Genomic DNA, 20,355 nt, shown 5'->3' on the forward strand with positions numbered 1-20,355 from the left:
TCGGATTCGTCACGGGCGCCGCGTCTCGACGATGACATAGGCGGCGACCATGTCGTGTTCGTCGGTCAGCGACACGTGGGCAGCGCCGAAGCGCGCCTCGTACCAGGTCTTGAGCGGCTCGGCCAGGACCACGATGGGCCGTCCGCCGGGCGCGTTGAGCGTCTGCATGCGGCGCCAGGCCATGGGCATGCGCATGCCCAGCCCCACGGCCTTGGAAAAGGCCTCCTTGGCGGCGAAGCGGGTGGCCAGGAAACGCACGCCGCGCTGCGGGTCGCGGTTCCTGCGCGCGGTGAATTTCGCGAACTCCTCGGCGCCCAGGATTTTCTGCGCGAAGCGGTCGCCGCGGCGGGCCAGGGCCTGCTCAATGCGCTCCACCCGCAGCAAGTCGATGCCGATACCGGCCAGGGCGGGAAGCGCGCCGTCGCGCAGCGATTCGGGCATCAATGCGCCGGCCTCGGCAAAGTGCCGCTGCGCGCGGTGATCATCAGCGCCTTCATCTCGCGCACCGCCGCCTCCAGGCCGCAGAACACGGATTGGGCGATGATGGCATGGCCGATATTGAGCTCGGCGATGCCGTCCAGGGCGGCGACCGGCTGCACGTTTTCATAGTGCAGCCCGTGCCCCGCATTGACCCGCAGGCCCTGCCGCAACCCGACCGCCACCGCATCCCGGATGCGCGCCAGCTCCCGCTGCGCGCCATCCGCCACGGCCTCGGCATACGCGCCGGTGTGCAGCTCGATCACGGTCGCGCCGGCACGGGCGGCGGCCTCGATCTGGTCCGCCTGCGGATCGATGAACAGCGACACCCGGATGCCGGCATCGTGCAATCGCGACACGGCGGCCTTCACGTCGTCGAAATGCCCCAGCACGTCCAGCCCGCCCTCGGTGGTGAGTTCCTGGCGCTTCTCGGGTACCAGGCAGACATCCTGCGGCCGGATCCGGCAGGCGATCTCCAGCATTTCCGCCGTGATCGCGCACTCCAGGTTCATGCGCGTGCGCAGCTTGCCGCGCAGGCTCTCGACATCGGCATCCTGGATGTGCCGGCGGTCCTCGCGCAGATGCAGCGTGATCAGATCCGCCCCCGCCTCCTCGGCCACCAGCGCGGCCCGGACCGGATCCGGATAGGAAACGTGCCGCTGCTGCCGCAGCGTCGCCACGTGATCGATATTGACGCCCAGATCAATCATGGATATTCAATCGTCCCATCTATCTATTCAAACACTCGCATCACCCACGCCGTCTCCAGGATGCGCCGGATCCGGCTTCGCCGGTCCGGCCGCATCGCCGAGGCCCCCTCCTGGCGGCCTACGGCCGCTCCCCCTCAAGGGGACGGCGCTGGCGGACCGGCGCAGCCGGATCCGCGGCGCCCTGCGTCGAAACCATGGCGTTCAGGTCCCGCAAGACCTGCCGCGTCGCCAGCGGCCGGCCATTCATATGATAGTCCAGCCGTTCCCGCAGCAAGCGGCGCAGCTCGGGCTCGGCCGCGGCGTCCTCGAAACGGCCCGCGGCCAGCGCCAGCAGCGATTCGCCGGCGATGGGCGTACCCAGTTGCGGCGCCTCGGGCTCTTCCTGCTCCGGCCCCGCCTCCAGCGGGACACGGTAGCGAACGCCCGCCCGCACGGGCTCCTCGGCGCCCGTGGCGGCCGGATCGAAGCCATAGCCGATTTCGCACAACAGCCGCCATTCGAACTCCCTCAAGGCGCTCGACAACCGGGGATGCGCGGCCAGGCGGGCCAGCGCGTCGACATAGGCGTCGTACAACGACTCATGAGGGTCGTCGCGCCCCAACAGGCGCAGCAGCAGTTCGTTCAGGTACCACCCCGACATGGCCGCCGCGCCCTGCAAACGCTGTGGGGCCCCGGACCACTCGGCCCGCACCAGGGTCTTGATCTCGCCGGCGCCGCTCCAGGACAGGCTCAGCCGCTGGAAGGCGATCAGCACCGGCCGCAGCGCCGAATGCGGCCGCTTCGCGCCCTTGGCCACCAGGGCCAGCCGTCCGTGCGAACGCGTGAACACGTCCAGGATCAGCGAAGTTTCGCGATAGGGATAGCTGTGGATCAGGAAGGCGGGGACATCGTCCACCCGGTGCCCGCGGCCACGCGGGCGCGCCTGCCTGGCCGGTGCGGGAGCGGCCGCCAGGGGCGTTCGCCGGAACAGCGATCCTGCGGCGTCGGGCAAGATCTCGTCCGGCGCCACGGGATCCAGGGAATTACTCATAACCCAGGTCGCGCAGCGCGCTTTCGCGCTCGGCCCAACCCTTGCGCACCTTCACGTAGATTTCCAGGTGCACCGGCTTGTCGAGCAGCTTGGCGATGTCCTGCCTGGCCTCGGTGGCGATGCGCTTCATGCGTTCGCCCCCCGTTCCCAGCAATATCGGCCGGTGGCTGTCGCGGTCGACGATCACGCAGGCCGCGATGCGGGTCACGCGGGGCTGCTCTTCCCATTGCTCGATGACCACGGTCGACCCGTAGGGCAGCTCGTCGCCGACCAGGCGGAAGATCTTCTCGCGGATGAGTTCGCTGGCGATGAAGCGCACCGGCCGGTCGGTCAGGGTATCTTCCTCGAACATGGGCTCGCCTTCGGGCAGGCCCTTGCCGATCTCGTCCAGCAAATGGTCGAGCTGGCGCGACTTGGCGGCGCTGACCGGCACGACGGCATCGTAGGGATGCAACCCCATGATGCGCGAGACGTAGGGAAACAGCGCGTCGCGGTCCTTGAGCAGATCGGTCTTGTTCACGGCCAGGATGCGCCGCGCCCGCGCCGGCAGCAGCGGCAGCAGATTGGCGTCGCCCTCGGACCACTTGCCGGCCTCGACCACGTGCACCACGACGTCCACGTCCGCCAGTGCCTGGGTCACCACCCGGTTCATCATGCGGTTCATCGCGCCGCCATGCCGGGTCTGGAAACCCGGCGTATCGACAAAGACGAATTGCTCGGGGCCGCGCGTGTAGACGCCGTGGATGCGATGGCGCGTGGTCTGCGCCTTGCGCGAGACGATGCTGACCTTGGCGCCGATCAGCGCGTTCAGCAAGGTCGACTTGCCCACGTTGGGCCGGCCGACGATGGCAACGAAACCGCAGCGGCTGGCGATGGGGGAATCAGAGGGCATGGTCATTTCTTGACAGCGGACTGCCCCGGGGCGGACAGGGTCTCGCCCGCGGGCGAGACCGCCGGAGGTGCTGCTTGGGGTTCTTTCCTTGGCACGGCCACCGCGATCGGCGCCTTGCTTTCGGCCGCGTGGGTCGAGGTGATCTTGGCGACCGGCGCCTCGGTCACGGGTGGCTTGGCCACGGCAACGCTTGCCGGCTCGTCCGGCACTTCCTGCGCCACCGCCACCGGCAGCGACAACTGGGCCGTCTTGCGCGCGCGCGGCGAGCGCTTGGCGGGCGTCGGATTGGCGGCCAGCGCCGCCTCCAGCGCCTGCTTGGCGGCCGCCTGTTCAGCCGCGCGGCGGCTGCCGCCGATGCCCACCACCTGCACATCCAGCTTGGGGATGGCGCACTCGACTTCGAATTCCTGGCTGTGCGCCGCGCCATGCGTGGCCACCACCGTGTACACCGGCAGCGCGATCTTGCGGCCCTGCAGGTATTCCTGCAGCAGCGTCTTGGCATCCTTGCCCAGCGTCTTGGGGTCGACGGTCTCGAGCACGGGTTTGTAGAGGCGGGCGATCACCGTGCTGGCCGCATCGAAGCCCCCATCCATGAAGATGGCGCCGAAGACGGCCTCGAGCGTGTCGGCCAGGATGGAAGGCCGGCGGAAACCGCCGCTCTTGAGTTCACCTTCTCCCAGCCGCAGGAAACGGGACAATTCCACGCGCTGCGCGATATCCGCCAACGACGCCTGCTTGACCAGGTTCGCGCGCAGGCGGGACAGGTCGCCTTCGTCTATCCGCGCGAAGCGGTCGTACAGCAGCGAGGCGATCGCGCAGTTCAGCACGCTGTCGCCCAGGAATTCCAGGCGCTCGTTGTGCTTGCTGCTATGGCTGCGATGCGTCAGCGCCTGCTCCAGGAGGCTCTTGTTCCTGAAGGTGTAGGCGAGGCTGGTCTCGAGGTTCATGCCCCCCCCCTACGCGCTTCGCGCGCCCGGCATGGTGAGCCCCCAGCCGCTACGCGGCAGCCCCCCGAGGGGGCGGGGACCCGCCTTGGGGCGGCCCGGCGCCGGGTCCCCCGGGGCGGCACTGGCGGACCGGCGGAGCCGGATCCGCTTGCCCATGGGTACGATCCGGCTGATGGGAGATGGCGAAGCTGCGTAACGGGGCAATGCGTATGCGCGGCCGTGCTGCCAGGCGCGGCGGGCGCTCGCGGCGGGGTGCGACAGGCGAAGGTAGGCGACGAGTTCATGCGGTGCGGCGCATGGCGCAAGACATCAATGGAAGCGGCCAATCCGTTTCAGGTCCCCGAAATTCATCCAGACGAAAAACGCCTTGCCCACGATATTCGAATCCGGCACGAAACCCCAATAGCGGCTGTCCGCGCTGTTATCCCGATTATCACCCATGACGAAATAATTGCCTGCGGGCACTTTGCAACGTACGCCCTCGCGGGAATACTGGCAGGCCTCACGATTCGGATAGCCACCAAACGGGTCTATTTCCGGCGAACGTCGTTCATCTATCAATATCTGATGGTCTACGCCTTTGAGATTTTCGCTGTACAGCGCGGCGTACGAAACCCGGTCGGGGTCGAAATATTCCCCTAACTTCTTCATGGGTACTTCCTGGCCATTGATGGTCAGCCGCTTGTTCAGGTAGGCCACTTCATCGCCCGGCACGCCGATCACGCGCTTGATGTAGTCGACCTGAGGATCGACGGGGTAGCGGAACACGACGACGTCGCCGCGCTGCGGATCCCCCAGCGGGACGACCTTCTTGTCCACGATGGGCAGGCGCAGGCCGTACGAGAATTTGTTCACCAGGATGAGATCGCCGATCTGCAGCGTGGGAATCATGGAACCCGAGGGGATGCGGAAAGGCTCGACCACGAACGAACGCAGCACGAATACAAACAGGATGACCGGAAAAAAGCTGACGGAATACTCGACCCACCACGGCATCTTGCCGGCGCGGTCCACCACCTCCTGCCGCTGGCGCACGACTTCGGTCTCGCCGCTGGCCGCGCGCACCGACTGGGCGCGGCCAGCGTCGAACTCGGCGGCCGCGCGGGCCATGCGCGCGGTGCGCTGCGGACGCAGCGACAGGCGGTCGAAGGCCCAGACGATGCCGGTCACGACCAGCAGCACGAACAGGATCAGCGCGAAATTCAGGCTCATGCCGCCTTCCCCTCGATATGGTTCAGAACACCGCGGTTCATTTATCCTCCACCTGCAGAATGGCCAGGAAAGCCTCTTGCGGAATCTCGACGCTGCCGACCTGCTTCATGCGTTTCTTGCCGGCCTTCTGCTTCTCGAGCAGCTTCTTCTTGCGGGAAATGTCCCCGCCATAGCACTTGGCCAGCACGTTCTTGCGCAAGGCCTTGACGTTTTCCCGCGCGATGACCTCGGCGCCGATCGCGGCCTGGATGGCCACGTCATACATCTGCCGGGGAATCAGTTCGCGCATGCGGGCGGTCACGTCCCGCCCGCGGGCGCGGGCGTTCGCGCGGTGCACGATGAGCGACAGCGCGTCGACCTTGTCGCCGTTGATCAGCAAGTCGACCCGCACCACGTCGGCGCTGCGGTATTCCTTGAATTCGTAGTCCATCGAGGCGTAGCCCCGGGACACGGACTTCAGCTTGTCGAAGAAATCCAGGACGATTTCGGCCAGCGGAATCTCGTAGGTCAGGTGGACCTGGCGGCCATGGTAGGCCATGTTGATCTGGATGCCGCGCTTGGCCGTGCACAGGGTGATGACCGGCCCCACGTACTCCTGCGGCATGAACAGCGTGACCGTGACGATGGGTTCGCGCACCTCGGCGATCTTGCCCACTTCGGGCATCTTGGACGGACTGTCGACGATGACCACCGAGCCGTCGCGCAGCTCGACCTCGTAGACCACCGACGGCGCGGTGGTGATGAGGTCCATGTCGAATTCGCGTTCCAGCCGCTCCTGCACGATCTCCATGTGCAGCAGCCCCAGGAAGCCGCAGCGGAAGCCGAAGCCCAGCGCCTGCGATACCTCGGGGTCGTACATCAGCGCGGCATCGTTGAGCTTGAGCTTCTCGAGCGAATCGCGCAGCGAGTCGTACTCGCTGGACTCGACCGGATACAGGCCCGCGAACACCTGCGGCTTGACTTCCTTGAACCCCGGCAGCGGCACGGCGGCGGGTTTGGAGGCGTGCGTGATGGTGTCGCCCACCTTGGCGTGCTTGAGTTCCTTGATACCGGCGATGATGAAACCCACCTCCCCCGCCGACAGGTGCGCGCGGGGCTCGGACTTGGGCGTGAACACGCCCACCTGTTCGCACAGGTGGGCGGCGCCCGTGGCCATCAGCAACAGCTTTTCCTTGGGCTTGAGCACGCCATTGATCACGCGCACCAGCATCACCACGCCCACGTAATTGTCGAACCAGGAGTCGATGATGAGTGCCTGCAGCGGCTCGGAGGCACTGCCCTCGGGCGGCGGGATGCGGGCGATGACGGCTTCCAGGATGTCATCGATCCCCATGCCGGTCTTCGCGCTGGCCGGAATGGCGTCGTCCGCGGGGATCCCGATGACTTCCTCGATTTCCTGCTTGGCGGTTTCAGGATCTGCCTGCGGCAGGTCCATCTTGTTCAGCACCGGCACGACTTCGACGCCCAGCTCGATGGCCGTATAGCAGTTCGCGACGGTCTGGGCCTCCACGCCCTGGGAGGCGTCGACCACCAGCAGCGCGCCCTCGCAGGCGGACAGCGAGCGGCTGACCTCGTACGAGAAATCCACGTGCCCCGGGGTGTCGATCAGGTTCAGGTTGTAGGTCTTGCCGTCCCGGGCCTGGTAGTGCAGCGCGGCGGTCTGGGCCTTGATCGTGATGCCGCGCTCGCGCTCGATGTCCATCGAGTCGAGTACCTGGGCCTCCATTTCCCGGTCCGACAAGCCCCCGCAGCGGTGGATGATGCGGTCGGCAAGCGTCGATTTGCCGTGATCGATGTGGGCAATGATGGAGAAATTGCGAATGTGCTGCATGCGATCCGAAAGTAGTGAGCCCACCCCCTGCGCGCTACACGCGCCCCCTCAAGGGGTGGCACGGGCGAACCGGCAAAGCCGGATCCACGGTGCCCTGGGGACTTGCAAAAAAAGGGGGGCGCAACGCGCCCCGCCTGTATCGGGCCTCGCGGGGCGTTCCCGCGCGGCCTGCCTGATATGTCGCGACCCGGCATTTTACCGCCGCGCGCGAATGTCTGCCCGACTACCTCGTGGGGCGTATCGGCACCCACTGGGTCAGGTCGTCGCGCCGCACCAGCACGCCATGGACCTTGCTCCGGTCGATCTTGGCCACCAGCCCGTTGAACTGCGACGCACCAGTGATTTCGGCATTGTCCAGCGCCAGGATGACATCCCCCTGGCGGATGCCCGCCCGGGCGGCCGGCCCGTCGGCGGCATCCACCTGCACCCCGCCCCGGACCCGCAGGTCACGGCGGCGCGCGGCCGGCAGGTCGGATACCAGCAGCCCCAGCACATTGGTCTTCTGGGCCTGGCTGCCTCCGTCGTCCTGGCGGGCGGCGGCGCTCTTGTCCGGCTCCAGTTCGCCCACGGTGATGGTCAGGTCGCGCGTACTTCCGCGCCGCCAGACCTGGATCGTGGATTTGGTGCCGGGCTTGGTCTCGCCCACCGTGCGCGGCAGGTCGGACGAGCGCTCGATGGTCTTGCCGTTGAACTTCAGGATGACGTCGCCCGGCTCGATCCCGGCCTTCTCGGCGGGGCTGCCCGGCTCGACCATGCCCACCGAGGCGCCGGCGGTACGGCCCAGCCCGATGGCGTCGGCCACTTCCTTGCTGACTTCGCCGATCTGCACGCCGATGCGGCCGCGGATGACCCGCCCGCTAGCACGCAACTGGTCGGCCACGCGCATGGCCTCGTCGATCGGAATGGCCAGCGAGATGCCCATGAAGCCGCCGCTGCGGGAAATGATCTGCGAATTGATGCCCACCACCTCGCCGCGCATGTTAAGCAGCGGACCGCCGGAATTGCCGGGGTTGACCGCCACGTCGGTCTGGATGAACGGCAGGTAGTCGCCCGTGTCGCGGCCCGTGGCGCTGACGATGCCCGCGGTGACGGTGGAATCGAGCCCGAACGGCGAGCCGATGGCCAGGACCCACTCGCCCTTGCGCAGCTGGGTGGGATCGCCGGGCTTGAGGGGCGTCATGCCGGCGGCCTCGACCTTGATCAGGGCCACGTCGGTGCGCTCGTCCGAGCCGATGACCTTGGCCTTGAACTCGCGACGGTCCGTCAGCGTGACGTAGATGTCGTCGGCGCCGTTGACCACATGGTGATTGGTCAGGATATAGCCATCGGCGGAGATGAAGAACCCCGATCCCACCCCGCGCGGAACCTCCTGGCCCTCGTCATTGTTGCCGGGCGGCGTCTGTTGCCGGGGGCCGCCGCGGCCGGGCGGTGCGAAGTCAGGGCCGAAAAACCAGCGGAAAAGCTCGTAGGGATCCTGGCCGCCCCCTCCGTATGGCCCCCGCGCCACGGCGCGCGCGGTGGTACGGATGTTGACCACGGCCGGGTCCGCCTTGGCCACGAGATCGGTGAAATCGGGCAGGGCCCGGGCCTGCGCCTGGGCGGCCGGCTGGCCGGCGACCAGCAGCAGCGCGGCGAACAAGGCAAACACCATGAATGAGGCAAGGCCCCTCCCTGCGCGCCTGCGCGCGCTCTCCAGGGGGCGGCACTGGCGGACCGGCGAGGCCGGATCCCCGATGCCCGGGGTCGAACACACCCGTTTCATTGGATGCGGATAGCTCGCAGCACCGTGGAAAACTGACATGTAAGCTCCGGGTAAAGAAAGGGCACGAACCGGCGGCGCTCAGGGCTTGCGCGCGGCCACCGGCATATAGCTTATCGAATCGGCGATCTGTTGCACCGTACTCAGCGGCGCTTCGCCCAGCACGGTTATCCAATGGTCTCCCACGCGGCGCCCGACCACGTTGATGGCGCCACGGGCGCCCGGGCCGACCTGCCTGGGATGCGATTCGCTATAGGGTTCGATGAAGACGGAGATCGCCGCCAGGCCGTCCGAGAGCATGACCTGCTTGACATCCGGCTTGCCGCCCATGGAGCGCTGGACTTCCATCATCTTGTGGAATCCCGCCGGCTCGCCCACCTTCCATCCGAAATCGGCCAGCTTGACCGGCTTGAGCTGCGCGCGCACGACGCGCCACCCATCGGTCTTCCAGCGCGGCTTGAGCTGCTTGCGATCGACGTCCGCCCCCACCTGCAGCGCGATGAACGCGACCTGCTCGACCACCTCGTCCTCGGGCGACAGGGTCTGCGCCCGCAGCAGCAGTCCGGAACTGTTGTCGGCGCACAACCGGTAGCCGTAGCGATCACTGTCCCGGGGGCGCAGCGTAATGACCTGGCAGTCCCGGTCGGCCACCCGCTCGGACTCGGATTCGACGCTGACGTCGTAGTGTTCGCCCAGTTGGTCGGCGCTGCCTATCATCAAGCCGGGGAAACGGTCGCGCGCGGTCCGGGTTTCGATCAGCACCGCGCGTTTCTGCGGCAGCAAGCACTGGATCTCGTCGTCCTTGCGCAGGAACTCCAACGGCTGGCCGTCGAGCAGTTCGAGCCGCTCGCGCTCGCTCTTGCCGTCGTAGACGTGGGTGATACGGGAAGATTGCATCGAGGCGCCCTGCTGATACGCAAAGACACCGGAGTAATTGAGTTCCCGGGCCGACGCCTGAATGCGCTGCAACAACCCGGTACCGTCGGCCGGCGCAGCGGGCGCCGGGGATTGCGCCTGGGACGCGATCGTCACCAGGCACAACATGGCGAACGCCAGGGAACGCGTGGACCACGCCACGGCCGAACGACTAACCTCCGACACGAGACCTTCCTTCAACGTTGCCCTGCGGCGGGTTCGAAAGAGGTGGCCGAAACCTGGCGGATGGCGCTGCGGCCGGCGATCTGCCGATGGGCCTCGAGGTACTCGCCCAGCGAGACGTCGACCGGCGGTTCGGCCCGGCGGGCCCCCGCCGGCGCGGCAACCTGGACGACGGCCGGCGCCGCGGCTGGCTGGGCACTGGCGGAAAACTCGACCGGCACGCCCTGCCCGCCGAAATAGGGCTGGGCGATCCAGGTCACCGAGGCGACGGCCGCCGCCGCGGCCAGGCCGGGGAAACCGTAGCGTGCCATGAAGCGGCGCGAGATGGTCCGTCGGGGGGCGGCAACGATAGGCGCCTCGTGTTCCAGCGCGTCGAGGAAGCGCTGATGGAAGCCGGACGACACGGACAACGCCAGTTCGGGCGTGCGCACCACGTCGCCTACCAGATGGTACAAGTCCCAGTCGGCACGGCCACCGCCCGTCTCCAGGTAGCCGGACACGGCCGCTGCCGCGTCATCGGCCTCGTCGGCCAATTCGCCGTCCATGTAGGCCGACAGCCATTCCTCGAGGCGGGCCTGCTTCAACCCGTCCAGATCGTCCTGCGCAGACGCGGCCGCTTCCTGGCTGAAACCAGCGGACTCATTCCGATGCGATGTCACCTGCATTTCCATAACCTCCGGGGCTGCCGGTTGCCCGGTTACTTGCCATTTTGCCCAAATTCCATACCGCTCCGCCTCGCCCGGCTACCAACGTCTGTCATCCTGGGTATCCAGCAGAGGCCTCAACCGGGCCGCAATCGCCTCGCGCGCCCGGAATATCCGGGACCGCACGGTGCCTATGGGACAACCCATCGACTGGGCGATGTCCTCATAGCTCATTCCTTCAATCTCACGCAATACGATAGCCGTTCGCAGCTCTTCGGGAAGAGCCTCGATCGCCGAATTGACCGTTTCGGCAATTTCGCGCGTCGCCATCATCGATTCTGGCGTGTTGATATCGCTTAGGTTGTCGGTTTCGTCGAAAGTTTCACCGTCTTCGTTCTCGTATTCGGAAGGCGAGCTGGGACGCCTGCCCGAAGCCACCAGATGGTTCTTGGCGGTATTGATCGCGATGCGGTAGAGCCAGGTGTAGAAGGCGCTTTCTCCGCGGAACTGCGGAAGCGCGCGATAGGCCTTGATGAAGGCCTCCTGGGCGACGTCTTCGATTTCGCTGGGATCACGGATGAAACGCGACAAGAGGCGCAGGATCTTGCGCTGGTACTTCAGCATCAGCAGCTCGAACGCCTTCTTGTCGCCCCGCTGCACGCGGGCGACCAGTTCGGCATCGATCTCGCGCTCGCTCGTCATGCCGGAGCCCCCAGGCGGGGATCACGGGCTTGTGGCGCGAGCAGCAGCCCTTCGCCCCGCTGCTCGGTCCACGCCGCGGCCATGCGCAGTCGGCGCCATTCCCGGGCTTCCATGCTGTCCGCCCACACGGTGAACGTCGCCCGCACCGCGGGCCGGAGCCGTCCCGGCGGCGGCGCGAGGTCGCCTTGCAGCGTCAGCCAGCCCAGCGGCGAATGCCAGATGTGATCCGGCCGGAAACCTCGCCAGCCATGCTGGTCGGCCAGCGACCAGTTGCCCCCGGCATCGACGGCAACGGCGCGAAACGGCGGGCGTGCCCGACGCTGGAAGCCGATGGCGCCCAGCGCCAGCCCCAGGCCGGCGGCCGGAGCTGCCACCCAGGCCAGCGGCGAACCGGCCAGCACGAACCACGCGCCGGCGCCGGCGGCCCATCCCGCGGCCAGGGCGATGCAATGCCCCAGCAGACCGGCGCGACGCGAAGGCCGCAGGTGCGCCAGCATGGACAGGCCGGAGGATGCCGTCCCGATATCGCTCAAATCAGACCTTGCGCACGATCATCGTGCCGTTGGTACCGCCGAACCCGAAGGAATTCGACAGCGCGACGTCGATCTTCATCTGCCGTGCCTGGTTGGCGCAGTAGTCGAGATCGCACTCGGGATCCTGATTGAAGATGTTGATGGTGGGCGGAGCGATCTGGTTGTAGACGGCCAGCGTCGTGAACACGGCTTCGATGCCGCCGGCGGCGCCCAGCAGATGCCCCGTCATGGATTTGGTCGAGCTGACGACGATCTGCCTGGCATGATCGCCGAAGGCCAGTTTCAGGGCCTCGGTCTCGTTCTTGTCCCCCAGCGGCGTCGAGGTGCCATGGGCGTTGACGTAGTGGACATCTTCCTTGTTGATCCCGCCATTGCGCAGCGCATTGCGCATGCCGCGGCAAGGACCTTCGCGGTCGGGCGCCGTGATGTGATGGGCATCGGAACTCATGCCATAGCCGGCGAACTCGCCATAGATGCGCGCACCGCGCTTCTTGGCATGCTCGTATTCCTCGAGCACGAGCACGCCCGCGCCTTCGCCCAGCACGAACCCATCGCGATCGCGGTCCCAGGGCCGCGAGGCCGTCTTGGGATCGTCGTTGCGGGTGGACAGCGCGCGCATGGCGGCGAAACCGCCGATACCCAGCGGCGACACGGTGGACTCGGCGCCGCCGGCCAGCATCACGTCGGCATCGCCGTACTCGATCAGGCGCGCGGCATCGCCAATGCTGTGCAGGCCGGTGGTGCACGCCGATACCACGGCGTAGCTGGGGCCCTTCATGCCGAAGCGGATGGACAACTGGCCCGAGATCAGATTGATCAACGACGCCGGAACGAAATAGGGCGAAATGCGGCGCGCACCGCGCTGCAGATAATCGGCCTCGGTTTCCTCGATACGGGGCAACCCGCCGATGCCCGAGCCGACGATGACGCCGACGCGCTCGGCGTTGGCATCGGTGATTTCAAGCCCGCTGTCCTTCAAGGCCTGCACGCCGGCCGCGATACCGTAATGGATGAAAGTATCCATTTGGCGGACTTCCTTCGCGGGGACGAACTGGCTCGCGTCGAATCCTTTGACTTCACCCGCGATATGGCAGTTGAAATCGGCGGGATCGAAGCGGGTGATGCGGTCTATGCCTGAACGGCCGTTGACGATGTTGTCCCATGCGGAGGCGATGTCATTGCCCACAGGGGAAACGATACCGAGACCGGTGATGACGACGCGTCGCTTCACTGACTACTCCTCAAGTGCGCGGAGAAAAAGCGAATCCGGCAGCTGCCCTCCCGCCGTTGACTCCGGCAAGGTCGCGCATGGCCGCGCCGAACTTAAAAAACGAAGGCGGCCGATGAGCCGCCTGCGTCATCGCATGGAAACGATTTACTTCTTGATGTGCGCGCCAACGTAGTCGATGGCTTGCTGCACGGTCGTGATCTTCTCGGCTTCCTCGTCGGGAATCTCGGTCTCGAACTCGTCTTCGAGCGCCATGACGAGTTCCACCATATCGAGCGAATCGGCACCGAGGTCGTCGACAAAAGAAGATTCGTTCTTGATCTCGGCTTCGTTGACGCCGAGTTGCTCAGCGACGATCTTCTTGACGCGCTGTTCGATGCTATCCATGGAGATCCTCCAAAAGGGTCTATATCTAACTGAATTATAGCCAAGCTCGCTGGTCTAAAGCGGCCCGGCCGGACGAATGCATATCGCGGTTGCAATACGCGGAAATCAATTCATGTACATGCCACCGTTGACGTGCAGGGTGGCGCCGGTTACATACCCAGCCCCCGGCGAAGCCAGGAAGGCCACGCTGTGGGCGATGTCCTCGGGACGACCCAGGCGGCCCAGCGGGATCTGCCCCAGCAAGGCACCTGTCTGTTCATCTCCCAGGGCACGGGTCATGTCGGTATCGATGAAGCCCGGCGCCACGCAGTTGACGGTGATATTGCGGCTGCCCAGCTCCCGCGCCAGGGCACGGGTCATCCCGGCCACACCGGCCTTGGCTGCGGCATAGTTGGCCTGGCCGGCGTTGCCGCTGGCCCCCACCACCGAGGTCACGTTGATGATCCGGCCCCATTTGGCTTTCATCATCCCCCGCATGACAGCGCGCGACAGGCGGAACACCGCCGTCAGGTTGGTATCGATCACCGCCGACCAATCCTCGTCCTTCATGCGCATCGCGAGTGTATCCCGGGTAATGCCGGCGTTGTTGACCAAAATGTGCAGGCCGCCGTCGGCCTTGCCGATCTCGTCCACCAGGGCATCCACCGCCGCGGCGTCGTTCACCTGCAACACCACGCCACGGCCCTTGGCGGAGAACCCGCCCAGCGCTTCGGTGATGGTGTCGGCACCGGCCTGGGTCGTGGCGGTCCCGACCACCATCGCGCCCCGCGCGGCCAATTCCGCCGCGATCGCCTTGCCTATCCCCCGCGACGCGCCCGTCACCAGGGCGACCTTGCCTTGCAATTCCATGATTTTTCCTTATCTCACCCCGGCGCGCCCCAGCGCCCCGGACTTATCCATCCAACCCCGAGTTACCTCTCCCCTGCTTTTGCCAGGGCACAGCGGATCCGGCTCCGCCGATCCGCCAGTGCCGCCGCCCCCTGGGGGGCGCGCGCAAGCGTGTAGAGGGGCTCCTCAAGCCGCCCTGGAGGCCAAGGCCTCCAGGGCGGCTTGAAGCGACGTCTGGTCGGTCACGGCCAAGGCCGTCAGATCGGGAGCGATGCGCTTGGCCAGGCCCGCCAGCACCTTGCCCGGCCCGCACTCGACGATATGGGTAATCCCCTGGGATTGCATCAGTTGTATGGTTTCCACCCATCGTACCGGATGCCAGGCCTGGCGGACCAGCGCGTCGGCAATGGCCGCCGGCTGGGTCGGGGCGGCCACGTCGACATTGTTGAGCACCGGAATACGGGGCGACTGGATGTCGATGGCCTCCAGCGCCTTGGCCAGGACCTGGGCGGCCGGTTGCATCAGGCTGGAATGGAAAGGCGCCGAAACCGGCAGCGGCAGCGCGCGCTTGGCGCCCGCCTGCTTGGCGGCCTCGCAGGCCCGCTCCACGGCGGCCTTGTTGCCGGCGATCACCACCTGCGCCGGCGCGTTGAAATTCACGGGTTCGACCACCTCGGACCGGGCCGCGGCGGCGCAGGCCGCCCGCACCTGATCGTCGGTCAGGCCCAGGATGGCCGCCATGCCGCCCTGCCCCACGGGCACCGCGGATTGCATGGCGTCGGCGCGGATGCGGACCAGCCGCACGGCATCCTCGAGCGTGAGCGCGCCGGCGGCGACCAGCGCCGCGTACTCGCCCAGGCTGTGCCCGGCGACCACGGCGGGAGCCGGTCCGCCCGCCGCCTGCCAGGCGGCGTAGACCGCCACGCCGGCGGTCAGCATGACCGGCTGGGTGTAGGTGGTCAGGTTCAGCTGTTCGGCCGGGCCATTGGCCATCAGGCCGCCCAGATCTTCGCCCAGGGCGGCGCCGGCGCGAGCCACGACGTCGGCCACCGACGCGTTGCCCGCGAAGCCGTCGAGCATGCCGACCGACTGCGAACCCTGGCCGGGAAAGACGAATGCGATTTTAGTCATGGGTAAAGCCCCGCTTGTTCTGTTTTCCTACCGGACTCACATGCGCGCCAGCACGGCGCCCCAGGTGAATCCGCCGCCCACGCCCTGCAGCATCACCAGATCGCCCCGCTTGACGCGGCCGTCGCGACGGGCGGCGTCGAGGGCCAGCGGCACGCTGGCCGCCGAGGTGTTGGCATGCAGGTCCACCGTGGACACCACGCGTTCGAGCGGGATGCCCAGGCGCTTGGCGGTGGCGTTGATGATGCGCACGTTGGCCTGGTGGGGAATGAACCAGTCCAGGTCGGACAGGGCCATGCCCGCTTCCTCGATCACTTCGTGCGCGACGCGGTCGAGCACCGTGACCGCCTGCTTGAAGACCGCCTGCCCCTCCATCCGCAGGAAGGGGTCGCCGGTCACTTCGCCATAGGCCACATTGCCGGCGGCGCACAGGATCTTGGTCTGGCTGCCGTCGGCGTGCAGCTTGGCGGCAATCACGCCCGGCTCGGGCGAAGCCTCCAGCACCACGGCGCCGGCACCATCGCCGAACAGGACGCAGGTAGACCGGTCGCTCCAGTCGAGGATGCGGGAGAACACCTCGGTGCCGATGACCAGGGCCTTGCGGGCCCGGCCGGCCCGGATGAAGCTGTCGGCGGTGGTCAGCGCATAGATGAAACCCGTGCACACGGCCTGCACGTCGAAGGCCGCGGCGCGCGAGGCGCCAAGCCTGGCCTGGATCAGGCAGGCCGTACTGGGAAAGACGAAATCGGGGGTCGACGTGGCGACGATGATGAGATCGAGCTCGGAAGCATCGACCCCGGCATCCCGCAGCGCGCGCTGCGCGGCTTCGGTGCCCAGATCGCTGGAGGTGACGCCCCGCTCGGCAATGTGGCGCTGGCGGATGCCGGTACGCTCGACGATCCAGGCGTCGGACGTCTCGACACCGCGCTGGGCGAGTTCGGCCGCCAGTTCGTCATTGCTGACCACGCGCTCGGGCAGGCAACTGCCCGAGCCGACGATTCTCGACCAAGCCGCGAAAGCCGGGCTGCTGGACGGATGCGCCGTTGTTGCACTCATGCAATATCTCCGTGCGAGGACGGCTCGAGGCCGGCCTCATGCTCGGCCCTGCCGGCCGGCACGCTCGTGATCTGCGCAATGGTTTGCGCAGTCCGGCCGAGCAAGCCGCTCTCGACCGCGTCGTAGGCGTCCTGCAGGGCCCATTCGAACGCGTAGGCGTCGGCGGAACCATGGCTCTTGATGACGACGCCACGCAACCCCAGCAGCGCCGCTCCGTTATACCGGCGCGGATCCACGCGCTGGCGGAAGCGGTTCAGCACCGGCGTGGCGATGGCGCCCATCAACAGCGTGAACAGGTTTCTCTTGAATTCTTCCTTGATGAACACACCCAGCATCTTGGCCAGGCCCTCGGAAGACTTGAGCACGATGTTACCAACAAAGCCATCGCAGACGACCACGTCCACGGTGCCCTTGAAAATGTCATTGCCCTCGACGTTGCCATGGAAGTTCAGCGGACTGCCTCGCAGCAGCTCCGCCGCCTGCTTGACCACGTCGTTACCCTTGATCGCTTCCTCGCCGATGTTGAGCAGGCCCACGCTGGGCCGCTCGCGGTGGCCGACGCTGGAAACCAGCGCCGAACCCATGATGGCGAACTGCAGCAGGTGCTCGGCCGTGCAATCGACGTTGGCGCCCAGATCGAGGATGACGGTCATGCCGCCCGACTGATTGGGAATGGCCTTGGCGATGGCGGGACGATCGATGCCTTCGAGCGTCTTGAGCACATAGCGGGATATGGCCATCCATGCGCCGGTATTGCCCGCCGACACGCAGGCATCGGCCTGGCCGTCGCGCACGAGTTCGGCGGCGATGCGCATGGAGGAATCTTTCTTGCGGCGCAACGCGACCTCGACCTTGTCGTCCATGGTGACGACTTCGGTCGCGGGCACGATACGCAGCCTTTCCCTCTGGGCGGGAGAGGCCTTGGCCTGCGCCAGGCGGGCTTCGATCTGCCCGGCCAGGCCGACGAGCAGGAGCTCGGCGCCAGGATGGCGGTCGGAGAACGCCAGGGCGGCAGGAATCGTCACGGGCAGGCCGAAATCGCCTCCCATGCAATCGATCGCGATACGGATCATAGCCATGGACGCAGAAACGCCTGCCCGCGCGCGCGACGGCCGCCCGGACTCCTACAGACGCACGCTGTATCGATCATCGGCAAACCTGGTTGGGCGGGACAGACAAGACCGGAAAATACGTTCCGCAAGTGCCCAGGGGAGGAGCGCCGACCTGTCGCCTCGCGGCGTCCGCATTCCACCCCTGAGTAAACGACCCCAGCGCGAGGGACTGCCCGGGGCCGTTCGGTATCACTCGTCGTTCTTGGTCTTGAGGACTTTGCGGCCGCGATAGATGCCGTTGGGGCTGATGTGGTGACGCAGATGCGTCTCGCCCGTGGTCGATTCGACCGCGACGGGGGGGTTGGTCAGGAAATCGTGGGCACGATGCATGCCACGCTTGGAGGGCGACTTCTTGTTTTGCTGAACGGCCATGTGACTGGACTCCTAGGAACGGCGCGCATTGTAAGCCGGATGCCTACGCGTGACCGCCGCGAGTTCTAAAACCTGCTTTCTCGAATGATGACGGCGGTCTGCGCAGGCTTGCCCGAAACGCCGTCCAAAAACCCAAACTACTACGAAAACGCTTACAACGATCGCTTACTCAGCCGCATCGCGCCGGACAGGGAATCAACGGATCCCGATCCGGCCCGCTGCGACTATACACAAAATATGTCGCTTATTTGCCGACATCGCCCGCCAGGCCTTTCAACCCGGCCAGCACCGCGAACGGCGACGGCTTTTTCTCGGAAACATCGCCCGAGGGCCCATCCCCGCTTTCGGGACAGACATCGTGCCGGGGGACGTACGGCACACTGAGGATCAACTCGTCCTCGACCTGTTCAAACAGGTCGAACCGGCGCGATCCCAGCACTTTCTCGAAATCCCGGCCCGAGTCGAGCTCTTCCAGATCTGACTCGTCGAACGTATCCGGATCGTCGAGCTCGGCCTCGGTTTCGACCAGCTGCAACGCGACTTCGGATTCGATGGGCACCGCCAGCGGCCCCAGGCAACGCTGGCACTGCACGGTCAGGCCCGTTTCGACCGCGAGCCGGATCAGAGGTTCGCCGAGCGGGCCGCGATCAGCCTGGGCCGACCAGCGCACCATTGCCGACGCATCCTGGTCCGGCAAGCCGTCCAGCAGCCGGACGAAACGCGCGAGCGGCACGCTGCCTTCGAGCGACCGCCCGAGCCTGACGAACTCGAACGCATCGATGTGGCGCACCGCGCCGGATTCGCTGGAGTCTTTCACGACCTGCCGCCTTGCATGCTTCCCTCGTGCCTTCCCTGCTTTCCAAAACCGTTCGCGCAAAATCCCCGCGCACAGCTCTCAGAAAGGAAAAAGAAGCTCGGGAAAACGTTGGATAATAGCGCGAAAGCCTGAAAAGAGTCAAACAAGTCAACCACTTATCCCACCATGGCCAGACCCGAAATCCCCACGCGGCCCCTGATCCTCGCCTCGACCTCCCCCTACCGCCGCGAACTGCTCGAACGGCTGAGGCTCCCCTTCTCCGTGACCGCCCCCGGCGTGGACGAAACGCCCCGGCCGGGCGAGCCCCCCGCGGACCTGGCCCTGCGCCTGGCGCTGGCCAAGGCCCGCGCCGTGAGCCTGGCCCACCCTGGCGCGCTGGTAATCGGGTCGGACCAGGTCGCGACGGTGGACGGCGCCCCCATCGGCAAACCCGGCGGCTTCGAACAGGCGCTTGCGCAATTGCAGGCAATGCGGGGGCGCACGGCCGCCTTCCATACGGCCGTGGCCGTGGATGACGGCCAGCGCCCCGCCAGCGCCGTCGTGACGACGCGCTGCGTGCTGCGCGACCTGCCCGACCGGGCGCTGCGCGCCTACCTGCACACCGAGCGTCCCTACGATACGGCGGGCAGCGCCAAGGCCGAGGCCCTGGGCATCGCGCTCATGGAACGGATAGAAAGCGACGACCCCACCGCCCTGATCGGACTGCCCCTGATCGCCCTGACCCGCCTGTTGGCCGGCTTCGGCATGGACCCGCTGGACGCGCTCGAAGCCCCCCGCGACGGGAGGGTACGGCCATGAGCACCCCCGGCATCCTGCACCTGATTCCCGTCTCGCTCGGGGACGCGCCGCCCGAGCGCTGGCTGCCGGCCGAGGCCCGCGCGCTGGCCGGCCGGCTGGACACCTACATCGCCGAAAATGCCAAGACCGCGCGCGCCTTCCTCAAGGCCATCGGCACCGTGCGGCCGATCCAGGAAATCACCATCCACACCCTGGATGCCCGCACCGACGACCGCGACATCGCCGCCTGGCTCAAGCCCATCGCGGCGGGCGGCGAGATCGGACTGGTCTCGGAGGCCGGCTGCCCCGCCGTGGCCGATCCCGGCGCGCGCGTGGCGCGCACCGCCCACGGCATGGGCATCCGGGTGCAACCCTGGGTGGGGCCCTCTTCCATCCTGCTCGGCCTCATGGCCAGCGGCCTCGACGGCCAGCGCTTCGCCTTCCACGGCTACGCGCCGGTCGATGCCGGCGAACGCGCGCGCCAACTACGGGAATGGGAACAGGTCTCCGCACGGCACAACCAGACCCAGATCCTGATCGAAACGCCCTATCGCAACGGCGCCATGTTCGCGACGATGCTGGCCACGCTGCGGCCGGCAACCCAGCTGTGCGTCGCCCGCGCCCTCACGACCGACCGCGAATGGGTGCGGACGAACGACGTCGCGGACTGGAAGCGCCAACCGCCGCCCGAGCTGGACAAGCAGCCCACGCTGTTCCTGTTCCTGGCCAAGAAGGGCCAGACGTGAAGTCCCCATACCGCGCGCAAGGCGGCCAAGCGGCCGGGCGCCTCGCGACCGCGCCGATCCGCGCTGCGG

22 protein-coding genes are annotated in these 20,355 nt (G+C 66.9%); 2 read left to right on the plus strand and 20 right to left on the minus strand.

Going from position 1 to position 20,355, the window contains the following annotated elements; all coding sequences use genetic code 11:
- Positions 1-9: 9 nt before the first annotated feature.
- From acpS to AC1Q6E_RS20570, 20 genes are all read right to left on the minus strand, one after another.
- Entirely contained in the window at positions 10-441 is a 432-nt protein-coding gene (gene acpS / locus AC1Q6E_RS20475) for a holo-ACP synthase (protein WP_152795169.1), read from the minus strand.
- Positions 441-1,187, minus strand: coding sequence for a pyridoxine 5'-phosphate synthase (gene pdxJ, locus AC1Q6E_RS20480; RefSeq protein WP_152795171.1), 747 nt, complete (start codon positions 1,185-1,187; stop codon positions 441-443). The genes acpS and pdxJ overlap by 1 nt, the downstream gene beginning before the upstream one ends.
- 118 nt (positions 1,188-1,305) lie before the next feature.
- On the minus strand, positions 1,306-2,217 hold the full coding sequence (recO, locus tag AC1Q6E_RS20485) for a DNA repair protein RecO (RefSeq protein ID WP_152795173.1): 912 nt from the start codon (positions 2,215-2,217) through the stop codon (positions 1,306-1,308).
- Complete coding sequence (gene era, locus AC1Q6E_RS20490) at positions 2,210-3,109, minus strand: GTPase Era (RefSeq protein ID WP_152795175.1); 900 nt, start codon at positions 3,107-3,109, stop codon at positions 2,210-2,212. The genes recO and era overlap by 8 nt, the downstream gene beginning before the upstream one ends.
- Positions 3,110-3,111: 2 nt before the next feature.
- Positions 3,112-4,056 carry a ribonuclease III gene (rnc, locus tag AC1Q6E_RS20495; protein ID WP_152795177.1) on the minus strand — a complete coding sequence of 315 codons (945 nt, stop codon included), beginning with the start codon at positions 4,054-4,056 and terminating at the stop codon, positions 3,112-3,114.
- Positions 4,057-4,365: 309 nt separating this feature from the next.
- Positions 4,366-5,268: a signal peptidase I gene (gene lepB, locus AC1Q6E_RS20500; protein ID WP_152795179.1), complete on the minus strand. Its 903-nt coding sequence runs from the start codon at positions 5,266-5,268 to the stop codon at positions 4,366-4,368.
- Between the two features lie 37 nt (positions 5,269-5,305).
- Positions 5,306-7,099: a translation elongation factor 4 gene (lepA, locus tag AC1Q6E_RS20505; RefSeq protein ID WP_492573423.1), complete on the minus strand. Its 1,794-nt coding sequence runs from the start codon at positions 7,097-7,099 to the stop codon at positions 5,306-5,308.
- Between the two features lie 223 nt (positions 7,100-7,322).
- Positions 7,323-8,750 (minus strand): DegQ family serine endoprotease, encoded by a 1,428-nt coding sequence (locus AC1Q6E_RS20510; RefSeq protein WP_296558684.1) that lies wholly within the window; start codon positions 8,748-8,750, stop codon positions 7,323-7,325.
- A gap of 189 nt (positions 8,751-8,939) precedes the next feature.
- Positions 8,940-9,959 carry a MucB/RseB C-terminal domain-containing protein gene (locus AC1Q6E_RS20515; RefSeq protein ID WP_296558682.1) on the minus strand — a complete coding sequence of 340 codons (1,020 nt, stop codon included), beginning with the start codon at positions 9,957-9,959 and terminating at the stop codon, positions 8,940-8,942.
- Positions 9,960-9,970: 11 nt separating this feature from the next.
- Positions 9,971-10,549 (minus strand): RseA family anti-sigma factor, encoded by a 579-nt coding sequence (locus AC1Q6E_RS20520; RefSeq protein WP_492573465.1) that lies wholly within the window; start codon positions 10,547-10,549, stop codon positions 9,971-9,973.
- 150 nt (positions 10,550-10,699) lie between these two features.
- The gene (rpoE, locus tag AC1Q6E_RS20525; RefSeq protein ID WP_152795187.1) at positions 10,700-11,302 is read right to left on the minus strand and encodes an RNA polymerase sigma factor RpoE; all 603 of its coding nucleotides are present in this window, start codon (positions 11,300-11,302) and stop codon (positions 10,700-10,702) included.
- Entirely contained in the window at positions 11,299-11,835 is a 537-nt protein-coding gene (locus AC1Q6E_RS20530) for a protein YgfX (protein WP_152795190.1), read from the minus strand. Before AC1Q6E_RS20530 ends, rpoE begins: the two co-directional genes overlap by 4 nt.
- A gap of 1 nt (position 11,836) precedes the next feature.
- On the minus strand, positions 11,837-13,066 hold the full coding sequence (fabF, locus tag AC1Q6E_RS20535) for a beta-ketoacyl-ACP synthase II (RefSeq protein WP_296558680.1): 1,230 nt from the start codon (positions 13,064-13,066) through the stop codon (positions 11,837-11,839).
- Between the two features lie 144 nt (positions 13,067-13,210).
- Entirely contained in the window at positions 13,211-13,450 is a 240-nt protein-coding gene (gene acpP, locus AC1Q6E_RS20540) for an acyl carrier protein (RefSeq protein ID WP_087779058.1), read from the minus strand.
- Between the two features lie 105 nt (positions 13,451-13,555).
- Positions 13,556-14,299 carry a 3-oxoacyl-ACP reductase FabG gene (gene fabG, locus AC1Q6E_RS20545; protein WP_152795192.1) on the minus strand — a complete coding sequence of 248 codons (744 nt, stop codon included), beginning with the start codon at positions 14,297-14,299 and terminating at the stop codon, positions 13,556-13,558.
- 165 nt (positions 14,300-14,464) lie between these two features.
- Entirely contained in the window at positions 14,465-15,409 is a 945-nt protein-coding gene (gene fabD, locus AC1Q6E_RS20550) for an ACP S-malonyltransferase (protein ID WP_152795195.1), read from the minus strand.
- Positions 15,410-15,445: 36 nt separating this feature from the next.
- Entirely contained in the window at positions 15,446-16,462 is a 1,017-nt protein-coding gene (locus AC1Q6E_RS20555) for a beta-ketoacyl-ACP synthase III (RefSeq protein ID WP_296558674.1), read from the minus strand.
- Positions 16,459-17,535: a phosphate acyltransferase PlsX gene (gene plsX / locus AC1Q6E_RS20560; RefSeq protein ID WP_152797699.1), complete on the minus strand. Its 1,077-nt coding sequence runs from the start codon at positions 17,533-17,535 to the stop codon at positions 16,459-16,461. The genes AC1Q6E_RS20555 and plsX overlap by 4 nt, the downstream gene beginning before the upstream one ends.
- Positions 17,536-17,763: 228 nt before the next feature.
- A complete protein-coding gene (rpmF, locus tag AC1Q6E_RS20565; RefSeq protein WP_152795199.1) occupies positions 17,764-17,946 on the minus strand; it encodes a 50S ribosomal protein L32 in 183 nt (60 codons plus the stop codon).
- Positions 17,947-18,190: 244 nt separating this feature from the next.
- Positions 18,191-18,763, minus strand: a complete 573-nt coding sequence (locus tag AC1Q6E_RS20570; RefSeq protein ID WP_492573424.1) for a YceD family protein — start codon at positions 18,761-18,763, stop codon at positions 18,191-18,193.
- Between the two features lie 165 nt (positions 18,764-18,928).
- Between AC1Q6E_RS20570 and AC1Q6E_RS20575 the strand changes: the two genes are divergently transcribed.
- Together AC1Q6E_RS20575 and AC1Q6E_RS20580 are read left to right on the plus strand one after the other, a co-directional pair.
- Positions 18,929-19,561, plus strand: coding sequence for a Maf family nucleotide pyrophosphatase (locus AC1Q6E_RS20575; protein ID WP_492573425.1), 633 nt, complete (start codon positions 18,929-18,931; stop codon positions 19,559-19,561).
- Positions 19,558-20,286, plus strand: coding sequence for an SAM-dependent methyltransferase (locus AC1Q6E_RS20580; protein ID WP_492573426.1), 729 nt, complete (start codon positions 19,558-19,560; stop codon positions 20,284-20,286). The genes AC1Q6E_RS20575 and AC1Q6E_RS20580 overlap by 4 nt, the downstream gene beginning before the upstream one ends.
- Positions 20,287-20,355 lie beyond the last annotated feature (69 nt).

The organism is Pigmentiphaga sp. MLSB6-MA01, from assembly GCF_058793475.1.